This window comes from Halobacillus massiliensis (assembly GCF_900166625.1).
GTDB classification, from domain to species: Bacteria; Bacillota; Bacilli; order Bacillales; family Halobacillaceae; genus Halobacillus_A; species Halobacillus_A massiliensis.
The window spans coordinates 3,934,431-3,952,147 of record NZ_LT800499.1 but is presented as its reverse complement, the minus strand read 5'-3'; the positions used below and the strand labels follow the sequence as shown (position 1 = coordinate 3,952,147).

Sequence of the window (17,717 nt, the reverse complement as noted above, 5' to 3'; positions counted from 1 at the left end):
GTTTTGAGTGATAAACATATTCAGCTGGTAGGAAAAGAAACCGGCATTGCTGTAAAGCCTATAGAGCAAGTAATTCAATTATTAGCAGATGGAAATACTGTTCCGTTCATCGCCCGCTATCGAAAAGAAATGACAGGCGGACTAGATGAAGTGCAAATTAAAGCAATTGAAGATCAATGGAATTATGTACAAAACCTTTCTCAGCGAAAGGAAGAAGTTACACGGCTTATTGAAGAACAGGGAAAACTGACAGATGAGCTAAAGTCAGAAATTGAAAGTGCGACAAAACTGCAGAAAGTAGAAGATCTCTATCGTCCTTATAAGCAGAAAAGAAGAACACGTGCTACAGTCGCTAAAGAAAAAGGACTTGAACCTTTAGCTTTGAAGGTTTGGGAACAGCAGCCTTTTAATTATGAAGCAGAAGCTGAGAAATTTTTCTCCGAAGAACACGAGTTACATACGGTAGAAGACGTAACAGAAGGAGTAAATGATATCCTGGCTGAGTGGATCTCAGATGATCCAGCCTACAGGGAGAGCATCAGACAGAAAACATTTCGTTCAGGAACGATCGAATCCAAAGAGAAGGATAAAGAAAAAGACGAAAAGTCCATCTTTGAAATGTATTATGACTACCAAGAGCCTATCCGTTCAATTGTCTCCCACCGTATTCTTGCTTTAAACCGTGGGGAAAAAGAAAACATATTAAAAGTATCCATCCATCCTCCCCAAGAGACGATTATGGAGTATTTAAAAAATAAAATCATTAAACGGTCTGTTGATACCAAACATCGGGGAATCCTGGAATGGGCGATCGAAGACAGTTATAAGCGTTTAATTCAGCCATCTATTGAAAGAGAAATACGCAGCTCACTTTCAGAAACAGCTGAGGAGCAAGCGATTGAAGTATTTTCAAGCAACTTAAAGAGCCTGCTGCTGCAGCATCCGTTAAAAGGGAAAATGGTGCTTGGTGTAGACCCTGCTTTTCGTACAGGCTGTAAGCTTGCCGTCATCAATGAAACAGGGAAGGTGCTTGAAATTGCGGTTATTTATCCAACACCTCCTCGAAATGATGTGAAAGGAGCAGAGAATACAATTAAAGGTTTTTTCGATCAATACCCGATAGAGCTGATTGCTGTAGGGAATGGGACGGCGTCAAGAGAAACAGAACAGTTTATTGCTGACATGATTCAGTCACATGGCCTGAAGGCCGCCTATATGATCGTAAACGAAGCCGGAGCAAGTGTATATTCTGCTTCCAAGCTGGCACGCGAAGAATTTCCAGATCTGCAGGTTGAAGAACGTAGTGCTGTATCCATCGCCCGCAGAGTTCAAGATCCACTGGCCGAGCTTGTGAAAATTGATCCGAAATCAATTGGAGTGGGACAATATCAACACGATGTTACACAGAAGAAGCTGAATGAATCCTTAACGTTTGTCGTTGAAACAGCCGTAAACCAGGTAGGGGTTAATGTAAATACAGCCTCCTCATCTCTTTTGCAATACGTATCTGGCTTAAGTAAAGCAGTTGCCAACAATGTCGTTAAGCAAAGAGAAGAGGTAGGTAAGTTTACAAGCCGCAAGCAGCTGAAGAAGATTCCCCGTCTTGGTGCAAAAACTTTTGAACAGAGTATCGGTTTTCTTCGTGTTTTGGAGGGAGAGGAACCACTCGACAAAACATCCATTCACCCGGAGTCCTATAAAACGGCTTATGCGTTGTTAAAAGAAATCCACTCTTCTCCCGCGGATATTGGAAAAGGGGAAGTGAAGGATAAGCTTTCTACAATAGATTTGTCAGAAATGGCAGCAAAGCTTGGAACAGGAGAGCCGACATTACGGGATATTGTAAAAGCATTGGCTGAACCAGGTCGTGACCCAAGAGATGATCTCCCTAAACCATTACTAAAAACAAACGTTCTTTCTATGGAAGATCTTGAACAGGGAATGGAACTAGAGGGAACGGTGCGAAACGTAGTCGATTTTGGAGTATTTGTAGATATCGGAGTGAAACAGGACGGACTTGTCCATATTTCGAAGTTGTCGAACAAATTTGTAAAGCATCCGATGGATGTGGTGGCCGTCGGTGATGTTGTCACTGTCTGGGTAGAAAAGGTTGATACGCAAAAGCAGCGTATTGCACTGACGATGCTTAATAAATAAACATGAACGCCTGGAAGACAATCTGTCTTCCAGGTTTTTTAAATGTATTGCGATTCAGCAATCTGCTTTTATCTTAAACGATGCCTGTAGAAATACCAGCATTGATTCAACATTTTAATTTGATACTTATCCTTATTCAAAAATGCGTTGGACATTTGTTTCTGTAACCAACGGGGCACAGAAATCTCCTCCCTTTGAATTTAGGAATCATCCGATTTATAATAATTTATGCGAATAGGAAGAAGGATGTGTCAAATTGACAATGACTGAGAAACAGCTTCAGGAATGGACAAACCAAATCTCTCTGGATTTTTTCGGGAAGCCCTTTGCTGATCGAGTAATTATCAATCCCAGACTTCGTACGACCGGCGGAAGATATATCCCATCAAAACGAATCATTGAGCTTAATGGAAAGTATTTAAACGAACTCGGGGAACAGGAGTTTCAGGGAATTATTAAACATGAGCTTTGCCATTACCATCTTCATATAGAAGGAAAGGGATTTTCTCATGGAGATCGAGAATTTAAGGATCTTTTAAAAAAAACAGGATCGCCGCGATTCTGCAAACCTCTTCCTTCTGATATAGAAAAAGCCATTTTTTATAAATGTACCGACTGCGGCCAAACCTATCGCAGGAAGCGTAAAATCAATACTACACGCTACGTTTGTGGAAAATGTAAAGGAAAGTTAAAAAAACAGTAAAAATCCATTGACGAAATATGTAGTCCGTGTTAAATTAAATAAGCCCTGAACAAAGGGACCAAGAGTTGACAAGCTGCACGATGAAAATTACATAAAACTTATTGACACAAGCTTTCAAATGTTATATTATATATAACGTCGCTGACATTGCGAGTTTGAAAATTATTCCACAGTAGCTCAGTGGTAGAGCAATCGGCTGTTAACCGATCGGTCGTAGGTTCGAATCCTACCTGTGGAGCCATTACGGAGAAGTACTCAAGTGGCTGAAGAGGCGCCCCTGCTAAGGGTGTAGGTCGCGCAAGCGGCGCGAGGGTTCAAATCCCTCCTTCTCCGCCATTACATTTTTGAATATGGCCCGTTGGTCAAGCGGTTAAGACACCGCCCTTTCACGGCGGTAACACGGGTTCGAATCCCGTACGGGTCACTTTTTACATACATTTAGGTTTGGGTCCGGTAGTTCAGTTGGTTAGAATGCCTGCCTGTCACGCAGGAGGTCGCGGGTTCGAGTCCCGTCCGGACCGCCATTTAGGTGGGCCATAGCCAAGCGGTAAGGCAACGGTTTTTGGTACCGTCATGCGCTGGTTCGAATCCAGCTGGCCCAGCCATTTTATGTGTGAAAAGGGTTGACAAACCTTTTTGAAAGTTATATGATAGTTCTTGTGCTTTAAACAAGCTTTAAATAAAATAAGTAACAGACTTATGAGATCTAACATTTCATTAAGAGCCATTAGCTCAGTTGGTAGAGCATCTGACTTTTAATCAGAGGGTCGGAGGTTCGAGCCCTCCATGGCTCACCATTCATTTTGCGGGTGTGGTGGAATTGGCAGACACGCTAGATTTAGGATCTAGTGCTTCACGGCGTGGGGGTTCAAGTCCCTCCACCCGCACTTAGTAATTAAGCTTTAGGGAATTACTTAATCAATTAGCGGTCGTGGCGGAATCGGCAGACGCGCTAGGTTGAGGGCCTAGTGGGGGCGACCCCGTGGAGGTTCAAGTCCTCTCGGCCGCACTAAAGTTTTTTTAAAAAAGTTCTTGCAACACAAGCTGAAGCATGATATATTAGAATATGTCGCTTCAATAAGCGCCCGTAGCTCAATTGGATAGAGCGTCTGACTACGGATCAGAAGGTTAGGGGTTCGACTCCTCTCGGGCGCGCCATTTACTTACGGGAAGTAGCTCAGCTTGGTAGAGCACTTGGTTTGGGACCAAGGGGTCGCAGGTTCGAATCCTGTCTTCCCGACCATGAGAGTTCTATCGATGCTAAAAAATCTACTTATCAATTAAACTTTATATGCGGGTGTAGTTTAGTGGTAAAACCTCAGCCTTCCAAGCTGATGATGAGGGTTCGATTCCCTTCACCCGCTCCATTATTTACTAGATGTGATATTGGGGCCTGTAGCTCAGCTGGTTAGAGCGCACGCCTGATAAGCGTGAGGTCGGTGGTTCGAGTCCACTCAGGCCCACCATTAAGACAATTTGATCTTTGAAAACTGAACGAACCAACCAGTACGTCAAAACATTTCTTTCTATATTATATAGATCGAATTTTTTAAGAAGCACATTCGGTGTGCAAATGAGCAAGTCAAACTACTTTTTGGAGAGTTTGATCCTGGCTCAGGACGAACGCTGGCGGCGTGCCTAATACATGCAAGTCGAGCGCAGGAAGCTAACCGATCCCCTTCGGGGGTGACGTTAGTGGAATGAGCGGCGGACGGGTGAGTAACACGTGGGCAACCTGCCTGTAAGACCGGAATAACCCCGGGAAACCGGGGCTAATGCCGGATAACCTCTTCTCTCTCATGAGGAAAGAGTAAAAGATGGCCTTTGGCTATCACTTACAGATGGGCCCGCGGCGCATTAGCTAGTTGGTGAGGTAACGGCTCACCAAGGCGACGATGCGTAGCCGACCTGAGAGGGTGATCGGCCACACTGGGACTGAGACACGGCCCAGACTCCTACGGGAGGCAGCAGTAGGGAATCTTCCGCAATGGACGAAAGTCTGACGGAGCAACGCCGCGTGAACGATGAAGGTTTTCGGATCGTAAAGTTCTGTTGTGAGGGAAGAACAAGTACCGTGCGAATAGAGCGGTACCTTGACGGTACCTCACGAGAAAGCCCCGGCTAACTACGTGCCAGCAGCCGCGGTAATACGTAGGGGGCAAGCGTTGTCCGGAATTATTGGGCGTAAAGCGCGCGCAGGCGGTTCCTTAAGTCTGATGTGAAAGCCCACGGCTCAACCGTGGAGGGTCATTGGAAACTGGGGAACTTGAGGACAGAAGAGGAGAGTGGAATTCCACGTGTAGCGGTGAAATGCGTAGATATGTGGAGGAACACCAGTGGCGAAGGCGACTCTCTGGTCTGTTTCTGACGCTGAGGTGCGAAAGCGTGGGTAGCAAACAGGATTAGATACCCTGGTAGTCCACGCCGTAAACGATGAGTGCTAGGTGTTAGGGGGCTTCCACCCCTTAGTGCTGAAGTTAACGCATTAAGCACTCCGCCTGGGGAGTACGGCCGCAAGGCTGAAACTCAAAGGAATTGACGGGGGCCCGCACAAGCGGTGGAGCATGTGGTTTAATTCGAAGCAACGCGAAGAACCTTACCAGGTCTTGACATCCTTGGACCGCCCTAGAGATAGGGTCTTCCCTTCGGGGACCAAGTGACAGGTGGTGCATGGTTGTCGTCAGCTCGTGTCGTGAGATGTTGGGTTAAGTCCCGCAACGAGCGCAACCCCTAATCTTAGTTGCCAGCATTCAGTTGGGCACTCTAAGGTGACTGCCGGTGACAAACCGGAGGAAGGCGGGGATGACGTCAAATCATCATGCCCCTTATGACCTGGGCTACACACGTGCTACAATGGATGGTACAAAGGGCAGCGAAGCCGCGAGGTGTAGCAAATCCCATAAAACCATTCTCAGTTCGGATTGCAGGCTGCAACTCGCCTGCATGAAGCCGGAATCGCTAGTAATCGCGGATCAGAATGCCGCGGTGAATACGTTCCCGGGCCTTGTACACACCGCCCGTCACACCACGAGAGTTGGCAACACCCGAAGTCGGTGAGGTAACCTTTATGGAGCCAGCCGCCGAAGGTGGGGCCAATGATTGGGGTGAAGTCGTAACAAGGTAGCCGTATCGGAAGGTGCGGCTGGATCACCTCCTTTCTAAGGATATAAGGAGCGGCGTTTGCGCCGTTTCCTTCGGAAAACGTACTGGATTGGTTGTTCAGTTTTGAGAGATCAAACTCTCAAACTTGTGAACCTTGAAAACTGGATAAGATATGACAAGACATCAAACCAACGTAAGAAAAAGTCTTTTCACGAAGATGAAAGTTAAGTGAATAAGGGCGCACGGTGGATGCCTTGGCACTAGGAGCCGATGAAGGACGGGACTAACACCGATATGCCTGGGGGAGCTGTAAGTAAGCTTGGATCCCAGGATTTCCGAATGGGGAAACCCGCTGTTCGTAATGGAACAGCATCCTTCGCTGAATACATAGGCGTTGGACGGCAGACCCGGGGAACTGAAACATCTCATTACCCGGAGGAAGAGAAAGCAAATGCGATTTCCCAAGTAGCGGCGAGCGAAACGGAATCAGCCCAAACCAGAAAGCTTGCTTTCTGGGGTTGTAGGACACTCCTTTGGAGTTACAAAGAGAGAGGATAGACGAAGCGATCTGGAAAGATCCGCCAGAGAGGGTAACAGCCCCGTAATCGACATCCTTTCTTCTCCGGAGTGGATCCTGAGTACGGCGGAACACGAGGAATTCCGTCGGAATCCGGGAGGACCATCTCCCAAGGCTAAATACTCCCTAGTGACCGATAGCGAACCAGTACCGTGAGGGAAAGGTGAAAAGCACCCCGGAAGGGGAGTGAAAGAGATCCTGAAACCGTGTGCCTACAAGTAGTCGGAGCCCATTGATGGGTGACGGCGTGCCTTTTGTAGAATGAACCGGCGAGTTACGACCGTATGCAAGGTTAAGCTGATGAGAAGCGGAGCCGCAGCGAAAGCGAGTCTGAATAGGGCGAATATAGTATGCGGTCGTAGACCCGAAACCGTGTGATCTACCCATGTCCAGGGTGAAGGTCAGGTAACACTGACTGGAGGCCCGAACCCACGCAAGTTGAAAATTGCGGGGATGAGGTGTGGGTAGGGGTGAAATGCCAATCGAACACGGAGATAGCTGGTTCTCTCCGAAATAGCTTTAGGGCTAGCCTCAGAATAGAAAGTCCTGGAGGTAGAGCACTGATTGGACGAGGGGCCCCTACCGGGTTACCGAATTCAGTCAAACTCCGAATGCCAGAGACTTTGTTCTGGGAGTCAGACCATGGGTGATAAGGTTCATGGTCGAGAGGGAAACAGCCCAGACCGCCAGCTAAGGTCCCTAAGTGTGTGTTAAGTGGAAAAGGATGTGGAGTTGCTTAGACAACCAGGATGTTGGCTTAGAAGCAGCCACCATTCAAAGAGTGCGTAATAGCTCACTGGTCGAGTGACTCCGCGCCGAAAATATACCGGGGCTAAACACACCACCGAAGCTGCGGATTGATCCGGATGGATCAATGGTAGGAGAGCGTTCTAAGGGCTGTGAAGTCAGACCGTAAGGACTGGTGGAGCGCTTAGAAGTGAGAATGCCGGTATGAGTAGCGAAAAAAGAGTGAGAATCTCTTTCACCGAAAGCCTAAGGTTTCCTGAGGAAGGCTCGTCCTCTCAGGGTTAGTCGGGACCTAAGCCGAGGCCGAAAGGCGTAGGCGATGGACAACAGGTGGATATTCCTGTACCGCCTTCCTTCCATTTGAGTGATGGGGGGACGCAGGAGGATAAGGAGAGCGCACCATTGGAAGCGTGCGTCCAAGCAGCAAGACGGTCGGAATAGGAAAATCCGTCCGGCAACGTCGAGCTGTGATGGGGAGGGAAATTGAGTACCGAAGCTCCGGATTTCACACTGCCAAGAAAAGCCTCTAGCGAGGAAGGATGGCGCCCGTACCGCAAACCAACACAGGTAGGCGAGGAGAGAATCCTAAGGTGAGCGGGAGAACTCTCGTTAAGGAACTCGGCAAAATGACCCCGTAACTTCGGGAGAAGGGGTGCTCCTCTGCCGAGGAGCCGCAGTGAAAAGGCCCAAGCGACTGTTTACCAAAAACACAGGTCTCTGCGAAGCCGTAAGGCGAAGTATAGGGGCTGACACCTGCCCGGTGCTGGAAGGTTAAGGGGATGCGTTAGCCGTAAGGCGAAGCGTTGAACCGAAGCCCCAGTAAACGGCGGCCGTAACTATAACGGTCCTAAGGTAGCGAAATTCCTTGTCGGGTAAGTTCCGACCCGCACGAAAGGTGCAACGACTTGGGCACTGTCTCAACGAGAGACCCGGTGAAATTATACTATGCGTGAAGATGCGCATTACCCGCGACAGGACGGAAAGACCCCGTGGAGCTTTACTGTAGCCTGATATTGAATGTTGGTACAGCTTGTACAGGATAGGTGGGAGCCTGAGAAGCCGGAGCGCTAGCTTCGGTGGAGGCGCTGGTGGGATACCACCCTGGCTGTACGGACATTCTAACCCAGGACCGTGATCCGGTCCGGAGACAGTGTCAGGTGGGCAGTTTGACTGGGGCGGTCGCCTCCCAAAGAGTAACGGAGGCGCCCAAAGGTTCCCTCAGAATGGTTGGAAATCATTCGCAGAGTGTAAAGGCACAAGGGAGCTTGACTGCGAGACCTACAAGTCGAGCAGGGACGAAAGTCGGGCTTAGTGATCCGGCGGTACCGTATGGAAGGGCCGTCGCTCAACGGATAAAAGCTACCCCGGGGATAACAGGCTTATCTCCCCCAAGAGTCCACATCGACGGGGAGGTTTGGCACCTCGATGTCGGCTCATCGCATCCTGGGGCTGTAGTCGGTCCCAAGGGTTGGGCTGTTCGCCCATTAAAGCGGTACGCGAGCTGGGTTCAGAACGTCGTGAGACAGTTCGGTCCCTATCCGTCGTGGGCGTTGGAAATCTGAAAGGAGCTGTCCTTAGTACGAGAGGACCGGGATGGACACACCGCTGGTGTACCAGTTGTTCCGCCAGGAGCATCGCTGGGTAGCTACGTGTGGACGGGATAAGTGCTGAAAGCATCTAAGCATGAAGCCCCCCTTGAGATGAGATTTCCCCTAACTATAAGTTAGTAAGATTCCTCAGAGACGATGAGGTCGATAGGTCTGAAGTGGACGCGTGGTGACACGTGGAGCTGACAGATACTAATCAATCGATGACTTATCTTTTAATTCTTTCGTGGTTTGATAGAAAGCAGTCTTATCCAGTTTTGAGGGTTTATTTAAAAAGTTTTTAAAAACCCTTGATATTTTCCCAAAAGGACAATATAATATATCTTGTCCCTAAAAAATAAGGTTTGGTGGCGATAGCGAAGAGGTCACACCTGTTCCCATGCCGAACACAGCAGTTAAGCTCTTCAGCGCCGATGGTAGTCGGGTTTACCCCCGTGAGAGTAGGACGCTGCCATACCTTACATAATCCGGAGGATTAGCTCAGCTGGGAGAGCACTTGCCTTACAAGCAAGGGGTCGCAGGTTCGAGCCCTGCATCCTCCACCATTTTGCCGGCCTAGCTCAATTGGTAGAGCAACTGACTTGTAATCAGTAGGTTGGGGGTTCAAGTCCTCTGGCCGGCACCATTTAGTCCTTGTTTTTCGTTAAGAGCCATTAGCTCAGTTGGTAGAGCATCTGACTTTTAATCAGAGGGTCGGAGGTTCGAGCCCTCCATGGCTCACCATTTATTAGCGGGTGTGGTGGAATTGGCAGACACGCTAGATTTAGGATCTAGTGCTTCACGGCGTGGGGGTTCAAGTCCCTCCACCCGCATTTTACGCGGAAGTAGTTCAGTGGTAGAACACCACCTTGCCAAGGTGGGGGTCGCGGGTTCGAATCCCGTCTTCCGCTCCATTTTACTTACAACCGTGATATAAGATACAAACCTTACTAGCAAGTGTCGTGCCGGGGTGGCGGAATTGGCAGACGCACAGGACTTAAAATCCTGCGGTGGGTTTCCACCGTGCCGGTTCGAGTCCGGCCCTCGGCACCATAATATGTTTTGCGCCCGTAGCTCAATTGGATAGAGCGTCTGACTACGGATCAGAAGGTTAGGGGTTCGACTCCTCTCGGGCGCGCCATTTACTTACGGGAAGTAGCTCAGCTTGGTAGAGCACTTGGTTTGGGACCAAGGGGTCGCAGGTTCGAATCCTGTCTTCCCGACCATGAGAGTTCTATCGATGCTAAAAAATCTACTTATCAATTAAACTTTATATGCGGGTGTAGTTTAGTGGTAAAACCTCAGCCTTCCAAGCTGATGATGAGGGTTCGATTCCCTTCACCCGCTCCATTATTTACTAGATGTGATATTGGGGCCTGTAGCTCAGCTGGTTAGAGCGCACGCCTGATAAGCGTGAGGTCGGTGGTTCGAGTCCACTCAGGCCCACCATTAAGACAATTTGATCTTTGAAAACTGAACGAACCAACCAGTACGTCAAAACATTTCTTTCTATATTATATAGATCGAATTTTTTAAGAAGCACATTCGGTGTGCAAATGAGCAAGTCAAACTACTTTTTGGAGAGTTTGATCCTGGCTCAGGACGAACGCTGGCGGCGTGCCTAATACATGCAAGTCGAGCGCAGGAAGCTAACCGATCCCCTTCGGGGGTGACGTTAGTGGAATGAGCGGCGGACGGGTGAGTAACACGTGGGCAACCTGCCTGTAAGACCGGAATAACCCCGGGAAACCGGGGCTAATGCCGGATAACCTCTTCTCTCTCATGAGGAAAGAGTAAAAGATGGCCTTTGGCTATCACTTACAGATGGGCCCGCGGCGCATTAGCTAGTTGGTGAGGTAACGGCTCACCAAGGCGACGATGCGTAGCCGACCTGAGAGGGTGATCGGCCACACTGGGACTGAGACACGGCCCAGACTCCTACGGGAGGCAGCAGTAGGGAATCTTCCGCAATGGACGAAAGTCTGACGGAGCAACGCCGCGTGAACGATGAAGGTTTTCGGATCGTAAAGTTCTGTTGTGAGGGAAGAACAAGTACCGTGCGAATAGAGCGGTACCTTGACGGTACCTCACGAGAAAGCCCCGGCTAACTACGTGCCAGCAGCCGCGGTAATACGTAGGGGGCAAGCGTTGTCCGGAATTATTGGGCGTAAAGCGCGCGCAGGCGGTTCCTTAAGTCTGATGTGAAAGCCCACGGCTCAACCGTGGAGGGTCATTGGAAACTGGGGAACTTGAGGACAGAAGAGGAGAGTGGAATTCCACGTGTAGCGGTGAAATGCGTAGATATGTGGAGGAACACCAGTGGCGAAGGCGACTCTCTGGTCTGTTTCTGACGCTGAGGTGCGAAAGCGTGGGTAGCAAACAGGATTAGATACCCTGGTAGTCCACGCCGTAAACGATGAGTGCTAGGTGTTAGGGGGCTTCCACCCCTTAGTGCTGAAGTTAACGCATTAAGCACTCCGCCTGGGGAGTACGGCCGCAAGGCTGAAACTCAAAGGAATTGACGGGGGCCCGCACAAGCGGTGGAGCATGTGGTTTAATTCGAAGCAACGCGAAGAACCTTACCAGGTCTTGACATCCTTGGACCGCCCTAGAGATAGGGTCTTCCCTTCGGGGGCCAAGTGACAGGTGGTGCATGGTTGTCGTCAGCTCGTGTCGTGAGATGTTGGGTTAAGTCCCGCAACGAGCGCAACCCCTAATCTTAGTTGCCAGCATTTNTTAACCGATCGGTCGTAGGTTCGAATCCTACCTGTGGAGCCATTACGGAGAAGTACTCAAGTGGCTGAAGAGGCGCCCCTGCTAAGGGTGTAGGTCGCGCAAGCGGCGCGAGGGTTCAAATCCCTCCTTCTCCGCCATTACATTTTTGAATATGGCCCGTTGGTCAAGCGGTTAAGACACCGCCCTTTCACGGCGGTAACACGGGTTCGAATCCCGTACGGGTCACTTTTTACATACATTTAGGTTTGGGTCCGGTAGTTCAGTTGGTTAGAATGCCTGCCTGTCACGCAGGAGGTCGCGGGTTCGAGTCCCGTCCGGACCGCCATTTAGGTGGGCCATAGCCAAGCGGTAAGGCAACGGTTTTTGGTACCGTCATGCGCTGGTTCGAATCCAGCTGGCCCAGCCATTTTATGTGTGAAAAGGGTTGACAAACCTTTTTGAAAGTTATATGATAGTTCTTGTGCTTTAAACAAGCTTTAAATAAAATAAGTAACAGACTTATGAGATCTAACATTTCATTAAGAGCCATTAGCTCAGTTGGTAGAGCATCTGACTTTTAATCAGAGGGTCGGAGGTTCGAGCCCTCCATGGCTCACCATTCATTTTGCGGGTGTGGTGGAATTGGCAGACACGCTAGATTTAGGATCTAGTGCTTCACGGCGTGGGGGTTCAAGTCCCTCCACCCGCACTTAGTAATTAAGCTTTAGGGAATTACTTAATCAATTAGCGGTCGTGGCGGAATCGGCAGACGCGCTAGGTTGAGGGCCTAGTGGGGGCGACCCCGTGGAGGTTCAAGTCCTCTCGGCCGCACTAAAGTTTTTTTAAAAAAGTTCTTGCAACACAAGCTGAAGCATGATATATTAGAATATGTCGCTTCAATAAGCGCCCGTAGCTCAATTGGATAGAGCGTCTGACTACGGATCAGAAGGTTAGGGGTTCGACTCCTCTCGGGCGCGCCATTTACTTACGGGAAGTAGCTCAGCTTGGTAGAGCACTTGGTTTGGGACCAAGGGGTCGCAGGTTCGAATCCTGTCTTCCCGACCATGAGAGTTCTATCGATGCTAAAAAATCTACTTATCAATTAAACTTTATATGCGGGTGTAGTTTAGTGGTAAAACCTCAGCCTTCCAAGCTGATGATGAGGGTTCGATTCCCTTCACCCGCTCCATTATTTACTAGATGTGATATTGGGGCCTGTAGCTCAGCTGGTTAGAGCGCACGCCTGATAAGCGTGAGGTCGGTGGTTCGAGTCCACTCAGGCCCACCATTAACACAATTTGATCTTTGAAAACTGAACGAACCAACCAGTACGTCAAAACATTTCTTTCTATATTATATAGATCGAATTTTTTAAGAAGCACATTCGGTGTGCAAATGAGCAAGTCAAACTACTTTTTGGAGAGTTTGATCCTGGCTCAGGACGAACGCTGGCGGCGTGCCTAATACATGCAAGTCGAGCGCAGGAAGCTAACCGATCCCCTTCGGGGGTGACGTTAGTGGAATGAGCGGCGGACGGGTGAGTAACACGTGGGCAACCTGCCTGTAAGACCGGAATAACCCCGGGAAACCGGGGCTAATGCCGGATAACCTCTTCTCTCTCATGAGGAAAGAGTAAAAGATGGCCTTTGGCTATCACTTACAGATGGGCCCGCGGCGCATTAGCTAGTTGGTGAGGTAACGGCTCACCAAGGCGACGATGCGTAGCCGACCTGAGAGGGTGATCGGCCACACTGGGACTGAGACACGGCCCAGACTCCTACGGGAGGCAGCAGTAGGGAATCTTCCGCAATGGACGAAAGTCTGACGGAGCAACGCCGCGTGAACGATGAAGGTTTTCGGATCGTAAAGTTCTGTTGTGAGGGAAGAACAAGTACCGTGCGAATAGAGCGGTACCTTGACGGTACCTCACGAGAAAGCCCCGGCTAACTACGTGCCAGCAGCCGCGGTAATACGTAGGGGGCAAGCGTTGTCCGGAATTATTGGGCGTAAAGCGCGCGCAGGCGGTTCCTTAAGTCTGATGTGAAAGCCCACGGCTCAACCGTGGAGGGTCATTGGAAACTGGGGAACTTGAGGACAGAAGAGGAGAGTGGAATTCCACGTGTAGCGGTGAAATGCGTAGATATGTGGAGGAACACCAGTGGCGAAGGCGACTCTCTGGTCTGTTTCTGACGCTGAGGTGCGAAAGCGTGGGTAGCAAACAGGATTAGATACCCTGGTAGTCCACGCCGTAAACGATGAGTGCTAGGTGTTAGGGGGCTTCCACCCCTTAGTGCTGAAGTTAACGCATTAAGCACTCCGCCTGGGGAGTACGGCCGCAAGGCTGAAACTCAAAGGAATTGACGGGGGCCCGCACAAGCGGTGGAGCATGTGGTTTAATTCGAAGCAACGCGAAGAACCTTACCAGGTCTTGACATCCTTGGACCGCCCTAGAGATAGGGTCTTCCCTTCGGGGACCAAGTGACAGGTGGTGCATGGTTGTCGTCAGCTCGTGTCGTGAGATGTTGGGTTAAGTCCCGCAACGAGCGCAACCCCTAATCTTAGTTGCCAGCATTCAGTTGGGCACTCTAAGGTGACTGCCGGTGACAAACCGGAGGAAGGCGGGGATGACGTCAAATCATCATGCCCCTTATGACCTGGGCTACACACGTGCTACAATGGATGGTACAAAGGGCAGCGAAGCCGCGAGGTGTAGCAAATCCCATAAAACCATTCTCAGTTCGGATTGCAGGCTGCAACTCGCCTGCATGAAGCCGGAATCGCTAGTAATCGCGGATCAGAATGCCGCGGTGAATACGTTCCCGGGCCTTGTACACACCGCCCGTCACACCACGAGAGTTGGCAACACCCGAAGTCGGTGAGGTAACCTTTATGGAGCCAGCCGCCGAAGGTGGGGCCAATGATTGGGGTGAAGTCGTAACAAGGTAGCCGTATCGGAAGGTGCGGCTGGATCACCTCCTTTCTAAGGATATAAGGAGCGGCGTTTGCGCCGTTTCCTTCGGAAAACGTACTGGTTGGTTGTTCAGTTTTGAGAGATCAAACTCTCAAACTTGTGAACCTTGAAAACTGGATAAGATATGACAAGACATCAAACCAACGTAAGAAAAAGTCTTTTCACGAAGATGAAAGTTAAGTGAATAAGGGCGCACGGTGGATGCCTTGGCACTAGGAGCCGATGAAGGACGGGACTAACACCGATATGCCTGGGGGAGCTGTAAGTAAGCTTGGATCCCAGGATTTCCGAATGGGGAAACCCGCTGTTCGTAATGGAACAGCATCCTTCGCTGAATACATAGGCGTTGGACGGCAGACCCGGGGAACTGAAACATCTCATTACCCGGAGGAAGAGAAAGCAAATGCGATTTCCCAAGTAGCGGCGAGCGAAACGGAATCAGCCCAAACCAGAAAGCTTGCTTTCTGGGGTTGTAGGACACTCCTTTGGAGTTACAAAGAGAGAGGATAGACGAAGCGATCTGGAAAGATCCGCCAGAGAGGGTAACAGCCCCGTAATCGACATCCTTTCTTCTCCGGAGTGGATCCTGAGTACGGCGGAACACGAGGAATTCCGTCGGAATCCGGGAGGACCATCTCCCAAGGCTAAATACTCCCTAGTGACCGATAGCGAACCAGTACCGTGAGGGAAAGGTGAAAAGCACCCCGGAAGGGGAGTGAAAGAGATCCTGAAACCGTGTGCCTACAAGTAGTCGGAGCCCATTGATGGGTGACGGCGTGCCTTTTGTAGAATGAACCGGCGAGTTACGACCGTATGCAAGGTTAAGCTGATGAGAAGCGGAGCCGCAGCGAAAGCGAGTCTGAATAGGGCGAATATAGTATGCGGTCGTAGACCCGAAACCGTGTGATCTACCCATGTCCAGGGTGAAGGTCAGGTAACACTGACTGGAGGCCCGAACCCACGCAAGTTGAAAATTGCGGGGATGAGGTGTGGGTAGGGGTGAAATGCCAATCGAACACGGAGATAGCTGGTTCTCTCCGAAATAGCTTTAGGGCTAGCCTCAGAATAGAAAGTCCTGGAGGTAGAGCACTGATTGGACGAGGGGCCCCTACCGGGTTACCGAATTCAGTCAAACTCCGAATGCCAGAGACTTTGTTCTGGGAGTCAGACCATGGGTGATAAGGTTCATGGTCGAGAGGGAAACAGCCCAGACCGCCAGCTAAGGTCCCTAAGTGTGTGTTAAGTGGAAAAGGATGTGGAGTTGCTTAGACAACCAGGATGTTGGCTTAGAAGCAGCCACCATTCAAAGAGTGCGTAATAGCTCACTGGTCGAGTGACTCCGCGCCGAAAATATACCGGGGCTAAACACACCACCGAAGCTGCGGATTGATCCGGATGGATCAATGGTAGGAGAGCGTTCTAAGGGCTGTGAAGTCAGACCGTAAGGACTGGTGGAGCGCTTAGAAGTGAGAATGCCGGTATGAGTAGCGAAAAAAGAGTGAGAATCTCTTTCACCGAAAGCCTAAGGTTTCCTGAGGAAGGCTCGTCCTCTCAGGGTTAGTCGGGACCTAAGCCGAGGCCGAAAGGCGTAGGCGATGGACAACAGGTGGATATTCCTGTACCGCCTTCCTTCCATTTGAGTGATGGGGGGACGCAGGAGGATAAGGAGAGCGCACCATTGGAAGCGTGCGTCCAAGCAGCAAGACGGTCGGAATAGGAAAATCCGTCCGGCAACGTCGAGCTGTGATGGGGAGGGAAATTGAGTACCGAAGCTCCGGATTTCACACTGCCAAGAAAAGCCTCTAGCGAGGAAGGATGGCGCCCGTACCGCAAACCAACACAGGTAGGCGAGGAGAGAATCCTAAGGTGAGCGGGAGAACTCTCGTTAAGGAACTCGGCAAAATGACCCCGTAACTTCGGGAGAAGGGGTGCTCCTCTGCCGAGGAGCCGCAGTGAAAAGGCCCAAGCGACTGTTTACCAAAAACACAGGTCTCTGCGAAGCCGTAAGGCGAAGTATAGGGGCTGACACCTGCCCGGTGCTGGAAGGTTAAGGGGATGCGTTAGCCGTAAGGCGAAGCGTTGAACCGAAGCCCCAGTAAACGGCGGCCGTAACTATAACGGTCCTAAGGTAGCGAAATTCCTTGTCGGGTAAGTTCCGACCCGCACGAAAGGTGCAACGACTTGGGCACTGTCTCAACGAGAGACCCGGTGAAATTATACTATGCGTGAAGATGCGCATTACCCGCGACAGGACGGAAAGACCCCGTGGAGCTTTACTGTAGCCTGATATTGAATGTTGGTACAGCTTGTACAGGATAGGTGGGAGCCTGAGAAGCCGGAGCGCTAGCTTCGGTGGAGGCGCTGGTGGGATACCACCCTGGCTGTACGGACATTCTAACCCAGGACCGTGATCCGGTCCGGAGACAGTGTCAGGTGGGCAGTTTGACTGGGGCGGTCGCCTCCCAAAGAGTAACGGAGGCGCCCAAAGGTTCCCTCAGAATGGTTGGAAATCATTCGCAGAGTGTAAAGGCACAAGGGAGCTTGACTGCGAGACCTACAAGTCGAGCAGGGACGAAAGTCGGGCTTAGTGATCCGGCGGTACCGTATGGAAGGGCCGTCGCTCAACGGATAAAAGCTACCCCGGGGATAACAGGCTTATCTCCCCCAAGAGTCCACATCGACGGGGAGGTTTGGCACCTCGATGTCGGCTCATCGCATCCTGGGGCTGTAGTCGGTCCCAAGGGTTGGGCTGTTCGCCCATTAAAGCGGTACGCGAGCTGGGTTCAGAACGTCGTGAGACAGTTCGGTCCCTATCCGTCGTGGGCGTTGGAAATCTGAAAGGAGCTGTCCTTAGTACGAGAGGACCGGGATGGACACACCGCTGGTGTACCAGTTGTTCCGCCAGGAGCATCGCTGGGTAGCTACGTGTGGACGGGATAAGTGCTGAAAGCATCTAAGCATGAAGCCCCCCTTGAGATGAGATTTCCCCTAACTATAAGTTAGTAAGATTCCTCAGAGACGATGAGGTCGATAGGTCTGAAGTGGACGCGTGGTGACACGTGGAGCTGACAGATACTAATCAATCGATGACTTATCTTTTAATTCTTTCGTGGTTTGATAGAAAGCAGTCTTATCCAGTTTTGAAGGTTTACCCTTCAT

General features: G+C 50.3%; 3 protein-coding genes, 32 tRNA genes, 5 rRNA genes and 2 other annotated features. Of the genes, 39 read left to right on the top strand and 1 reads right to left on the bottom strand.

From position 1 onward, the window contains the following. Positions 1-3 precede the first annotated feature (3 nt). Positions 4-2,157: a Tex family protein gene (locus tag B7E06_RS19565; protein WP_082235557.1), complete on the top strand. Its 2,154-nt coding sequence runs from the start codon at positions 4-6 to the stop codon at positions 2,155-2,157. Between the two features lie 68 nt (positions 2,158-2,225). Here the strand turns inward: B7E06_RS19565 and cmpA are convergent, their stop codons facing one another. Continuing rightward, the gene (gene cmpA, locus B7E06_RS21625; RefSeq protein ID WP_143414527.1) at positions 2,226-2,336 is read right to left on the bottom strand and encodes a cortex morphogenetic protein CmpA; all 111 of its coding nucleotides are present in this window, start codon (positions 2,334-2,336) and stop codon (positions 2,226-2,228) included. A gap of 83 nt (positions 2,337-2,419) precedes the next feature. Here cmpA and B7E06_RS19560 point away from each other — a divergent pair, with 83 nt between their 5' ends. The 38 genes from B7E06_RS19560 (at position 2,420) to B7E06_RS19365 (ending at position 17,657) form a co-directional block, all read left to right on the top strand. Next, on the top strand, positions 2,420-2,860 hold the full coding sequence (locus tag B7E06_RS19560; RefSeq protein ID WP_082236074.1) for a SprT family protein: 441 nt from the start codon (positions 2,420-2,422) through the stop codon (positions 2,858-2,860). Between the two features lie 166 nt (positions 2,861-3,026). After that, positions 3,027-3,101 (top strand) — tRNA-Asn (locus B7E06_RS19555). Positions 3,102-3,105: 4 nt separating this feature from the next. Next, positions 3,106-3,196, top strand: a tRNA-Ser gene (locus B7E06_RS19550). 16 nt (positions 3,197-3,212) lie between these two features. Next, positions 3,213-3,284, top strand: a tRNA-Glu gene (locus B7E06_RS19545). Between the two features lie 23 nt (positions 3,285-3,307). Next, positions 3,308-3,384, top strand: a tRNA-Asp gene (locus B7E06_RS19540). A gap of 6 nt (positions 3,385-3,390) precedes the next feature. Next, positions 3,391-3,465: transfer RNA gene (locus tag B7E06_RS19535), tRNA-Gln, on the top strand. Between the two features lie 116 nt (positions 3,466-3,581). After that, a tRNA-Lys gene (locus B7E06_RS19530) sits at positions 3,582-3,657 on the top strand. Between the two features lie 8 nt (positions 3,658-3,665). After that, positions 3,666-3,747, top strand: a tRNA-Leu gene (locus B7E06_RS19525). A 38-nt stretch (positions 3,748-3,785) separates the two neighbouring features. After that, a tRNA-Leu gene (locus tag B7E06_RS19520) sits at positions 3,786-3,869 on the top strand. A 72-nt stretch (positions 3,870-3,941) separates the two neighbouring features. Further along, positions 3,942-4,018: transfer RNA gene (locus tag B7E06_RS19515), tRNA-Arg, on the top strand. Between the two features lie 8 nt (positions 4,019-4,026). After that, a tRNA-Pro gene (locus tag B7E06_RS19510) sits at positions 4,027-4,103 on the top strand. Between the two features lie 50 nt (positions 4,104-4,153). After that, a tRNA-Gly gene (locus tag B7E06_RS19505) sits at positions 4,154-4,227 on the top strand. A gap of 22 nt (positions 4,228-4,249) precedes the next feature. Next, positions 4,250-4,326: transfer RNA gene (locus B7E06_RS19500), tRNA-Ile, on the top strand. Positions 4,327-4,451: 125 nt separating this feature from the next. Further along, positions 4,452-6,018: ribosomal RNA gene (locus tag B7E06_RS19495) — 16S ribosomal RNA — on the top strand. 166 nt (positions 6,019-6,184) lie between these two features. After that, positions 6,185-9,109, top strand: a 23S ribosomal RNA gene (locus B7E06_RS19490). Positions 9,110-9,236: 127 nt separating this feature from the next. Continuing rightward, positions 9,237-9,350 (top strand): 5S ribosomal RNA (gene rrf, locus B7E06_RS19485). Together the 16S, 23S and 5S rRNA genes with 22 tRNA genes alongside form the textbook arrangement of a ribosomal RNA operon. A 12-nt stretch (positions 9,351-9,362) precedes the next feature. Then, a tRNA-Val gene (locus tag B7E06_RS19480) sits at positions 9,363-9,438 on the top strand. Between the two features lie 4 nt (positions 9,439-9,442). Next, positions 9,443-9,518 (top strand) — tRNA-Thr (locus B7E06_RS19475). 22 nt (positions 9,519-9,540) lie between these two features. After that, positions 9,541-9,616 (top strand) — tRNA-Lys (locus tag B7E06_RS19470). A 7-nt stretch (positions 9,617-9,623) separates the two neighbouring features. Further along, a tRNA-Leu gene (locus B7E06_RS19465) sits at positions 9,624-9,705 on the top strand. Positions 9,706-9,711: 6 nt separating this feature from the next. Further along, positions 9,712-9,786: transfer RNA gene (locus B7E06_RS19460), tRNA-Gly, on the top strand. A gap of 50 nt (positions 9,787-9,836) precedes the next feature. After that, positions 9,837-9,925: transfer RNA gene (locus B7E06_RS19455), tRNA-Leu, on the top strand. A gap of 11 nt (positions 9,926-9,936) precedes the next feature. Further along, positions 9,937-10,013 (top strand) — tRNA-Arg (locus B7E06_RS19450). A gap of 8 nt (positions 10,014-10,021) precedes the next feature. Further along, positions 10,022-10,098, top strand: a tRNA-Pro gene (locus B7E06_RS19445). A gap of 50 nt (positions 10,099-10,148) precedes the next feature. Continuing rightward, positions 10,149-10,222 (top strand) — tRNA-Gly (locus B7E06_RS19440). Positions 10,223-10,244: 22 nt separating this feature from the next. After that, positions 10,245-10,321 (top strand) — tRNA-Ile (locus B7E06_RS19435). Positions 10,322-10,454: 133 nt separating this feature from the next. Beyond that, positions 10,455-11,354 (top strand) — a sequence feature (16S ribosomal RNA rRNA prediction is too short). Positions 11,355-11,415: 61 nt separating this feature from the next. Continuing rightward, positions 11,416-11,692 (top strand) — a sequence feature (16S ribosomal RNA rRNA prediction is too short). A gap of 69 nt (positions 11,693-11,761) precedes the next feature. Next, positions 11,762-11,833 (top strand) — tRNA-Glu (locus tag B7E06_RS19420). Between the two features lie 23 nt (positions 11,834-11,856). Then, a tRNA-Asp gene (locus B7E06_RS19415) sits at positions 11,857-11,933 on the top strand. Positions 11,934-11,939: 6 nt separating this feature from the next. Then, a tRNA-Gln gene (locus B7E06_RS19410) sits at positions 11,940-12,014 on the top strand. 116 nt (positions 12,015-12,130) lie between these two features. Further along, positions 12,131-12,206: transfer RNA gene (locus B7E06_RS19405), tRNA-Lys, on the top strand. An 8-nt stretch (positions 12,207-12,214) separates the two neighbouring features. After that, positions 12,215-12,296: transfer RNA gene (locus B7E06_RS19400), tRNA-Leu, on the top strand. Positions 12,297-12,334: 38 nt separating this feature from the next. After that, positions 12,335-12,418 (top strand) — tRNA-Leu (locus B7E06_RS19395). Between the two features lie 72 nt (positions 12,419-12,490). After that, positions 12,491-12,567, top strand: a tRNA-Arg gene (locus tag B7E06_RS19390). Positions 12,568-12,575: 8 nt separating this feature from the next. Beyond that, positions 12,576-12,652 (top strand) — tRNA-Pro (locus B7E06_RS19385). Between the two features lie 50 nt (positions 12,653-12,702). Next, positions 12,703-12,776, top strand: a tRNA-Gly gene (locus B7E06_RS19380). A 22-nt stretch (positions 12,777-12,798) separates the two neighbouring features. Beyond that, positions 12,799-12,875, top strand: a tRNA-Ile gene (locus B7E06_RS19375). Positions 12,876-13,000: 125 nt separating this feature from the next. After that, positions 13,001-14,567 (top strand): 16S ribosomal RNA (locus tag B7E06_RS19370). Positions 14,568-14,732: 165 nt separating this feature from the next. Further along, a 23S ribosomal RNA gene (locus B7E06_RS19365) occupies positions 14,733-17,657 on the top strand. The last annotated feature ends 60 nt before the right edge of the window (positions 17,658-17,717 follow it).